Origin of the sequence: Gordonibacter pamelaeae 7-10-1-b (genome assembly GCF_000210055.1) — a bacterium.
GTDB classification, from domain to species: domain Bacteria; phylum Actinomycetota; class Coriobacteriia; order Coriobacteriales; family Eggerthellaceae; genus Gordonibacter; species Gordonibacter pamelaeae.
The window spans coordinates 418,529-420,773 of sequence record NC_021021.1 but is presented as its reverse complement, the minus strand read 5'-3'; the positions used below and the strand labels follow the sequence as shown (position 1 = coordinate 420,773).

General features: G+C 66.9%; 2 protein-coding genes. Both read left to right on the top strand.

What is annotated here, in order from left to right; genetic code table 11:
• On the top strand, positions 1-840 hold an 840-nt coding region (locus tag GPA_RS01955; RefSeq protein WP_197533056.1), incomplete at its 5' end, for a VanW family protein.
• A gap of 3 nt (positions 841-843) precedes the next feature.
• Positions 844-2,148 carry a phenylacetate--CoA ligase family protein gene (locus GPA_RS01950; protein WP_041238798.1) on the top strand — a complete coding sequence of 435 codons (1,305 nt, stop codon included), beginning with the start codon at positions 844-846 and terminating at the stop codon, positions 2,146-2,148.
• Positions 2,149-2,245: the final 97 nt, after the last annotated feature.

Genomic DNA, 2,245 nt, shown 5'->3' with positions numbered 1-2,245 from the left:
CAGCCCGTCGAGGTGGCGGTGGGCAGCGGCACCGCCCCCGAGACGTCCACGTTCGACGAGGCCGTCTCGCTCGGCCTCGTGGCCGAGATCTCGTCGTACACGACCGAGTTCACGAGCGGCGCGGGCACCGAGAACCGCAACCACAACATCCGCCTCGTGTCCGACCTGTTGAACGACTCCGTGGCCCCGGCGGGCGGCACCTGGTCGTTCAACGGCACGTCGGGCGAGTGCAACGCCGAGCGCGGCTTCCTGGGCGCCGGCGCCATCATCGACGGCGAATATGAAGACGCCGTGGGCGGCGGCATCTGCCAGGTGGCCACCACCGTGTTCAACGCGGTGTACGACGCCGGCTATCCCGTGCCCACGCGCTACAACCACTCGCTCTACATCGCCAGCTACCCGGCCGGACGCGACGCGGCGGTCAGCTGGGACGAGCTCGACCTCGTATGGAAGAACGACGGCGCTTCCGATGTTTTGATGCGCACCAGCTACACCGACACGTCCGTAACCGTTACACTGTACGGAGTCGATCCGGGCTACCGCGTGAGCACGAACGTGGGGGAGTGGACCGAGGGAGAGAAGCACAAGACCAAGACCGAGCGCGACGACTCCATGGCGCCGGGCACGAGCTACGTCAAGACCGCGGGCACCGACGGCAGGAAGATCACGGTGATCCGCACGGTGGCTTCCTCCGACGGAAGCATATTGCACGAGGACCCGTTCTACTCGACGTACGACCCCGTCACCGAGGTCGTGGTCGCGGGCCCCGAGGCCAAGGAGAAGACGGACGGCGCGGCCGCCGGGGACGACGCCGCGAAGAAGCAGAACGAGGAAAGGTGAGCCGTGTACTACCAGCCAGACATCGAAACCATGCCGCGCGAGCAGCTGCGCGAACTCCAGCTCGAGCGCATGAAGCAGAGCGTCCGCCACGCCTATGATAACGTGGCGTTCTACCAGCAGTCCTTCAAGGAGGCGGGCGTCACCCCCGACGACCTCCAGACCCTCGAGGACTTGGAGCGCCTCCCGTTCGTCGTGAAGCAGGACATGCGCGACGCCTACCCGTTCGGGCTGTTCGCCGTGCCGCAGAAGGACGTGGCGCGCATCCACGCGTCTTCCGGCACGACGGGCCAGGCCACGGTGGTGGGTCACACGGCGTCCGACCTCAAGAACTGGGGCGACTGCTTCGCCCGCGGCATCGCCATGGTGGGCGGCGACGAGAACTCCACCATCCAGGTGTCCTACGGCTACGGCCTGTTCACGGGCGGTTTGGGCGCGCACGCCGGCGGCGAGGCCATGGGCTGCTCGGTCATCCCCACCTCCTCGGGCAACACGCGTCGCCAAGTGCAGATGATGAAGGACTGCGGCACGGACATCCTTGCCTGCACGCCCTCGTACGCCCTGCTCATCGCGGACACCGCCATCGAGATGGGCTATGACCCGGCCACCGAGTTCAAGATCTCCGGCGGCATCTTCGGCGCCGAGCCTGCGTCGGACAACATGCGCGAGGAGATAGCCTCGAAGCTGGGCATCCAGTACTGCGACGTGTACGGCCTCTCCGAGATCATGGGCCCCGGCGTGGCCATGGAATGCGCGGAACGCGCCGGCCTGCACGTGGCCGAGGACCACTTCTACTGCGAGATCCTGGACCCCGAGACGCTCAAGCCCGTGCCCGACGGCGAGTGGGGCGAGCTCGTCATCACCACGCTCACCCGCGAGTGCTGCCCGCTCGTGCGCTACCGCACGCGCGACGTCACCCGCATCATCTCGGAGCCGTGCGCGTGCGGGCGCACGCACCGCAAGATCGACCAGCTGCGCGGCCGCACCGACGACATGCTCATCATCCGCGGCGTGAACGTGTTTCCCTCGCAGATCGAGCAGGTCATCACCGGCTTCCCGGAGATCGCTACGCACTACCAGATCATCCTCACCACGCGCGGCCCGCTCGACCACGTGGAGCTGCAGGTGGAGACGGTTCCCGACTTCCCCATCGACGAGGTGCGCAAGATCGAGGACCTGAAGCGCCGCCTGGGCGTGGAGCTGAAGAGCAACCTGCAGGTATCGGTGGAGGTCAAGATCGTCGAGCCGAAGACCATCGCCCGCAGCGAGGGCAAAGCGAAGCGCGTCATCGACCAGAGGGAAGGGAAGTAAGCCATGATCGAGCAGCTGACCGTGTTCCTGGAGAACGAGAAGGGCCGCCTGGCCGCCGCGTGCCAGACCCTCGCCGACGCCGGCATCAACATGCACG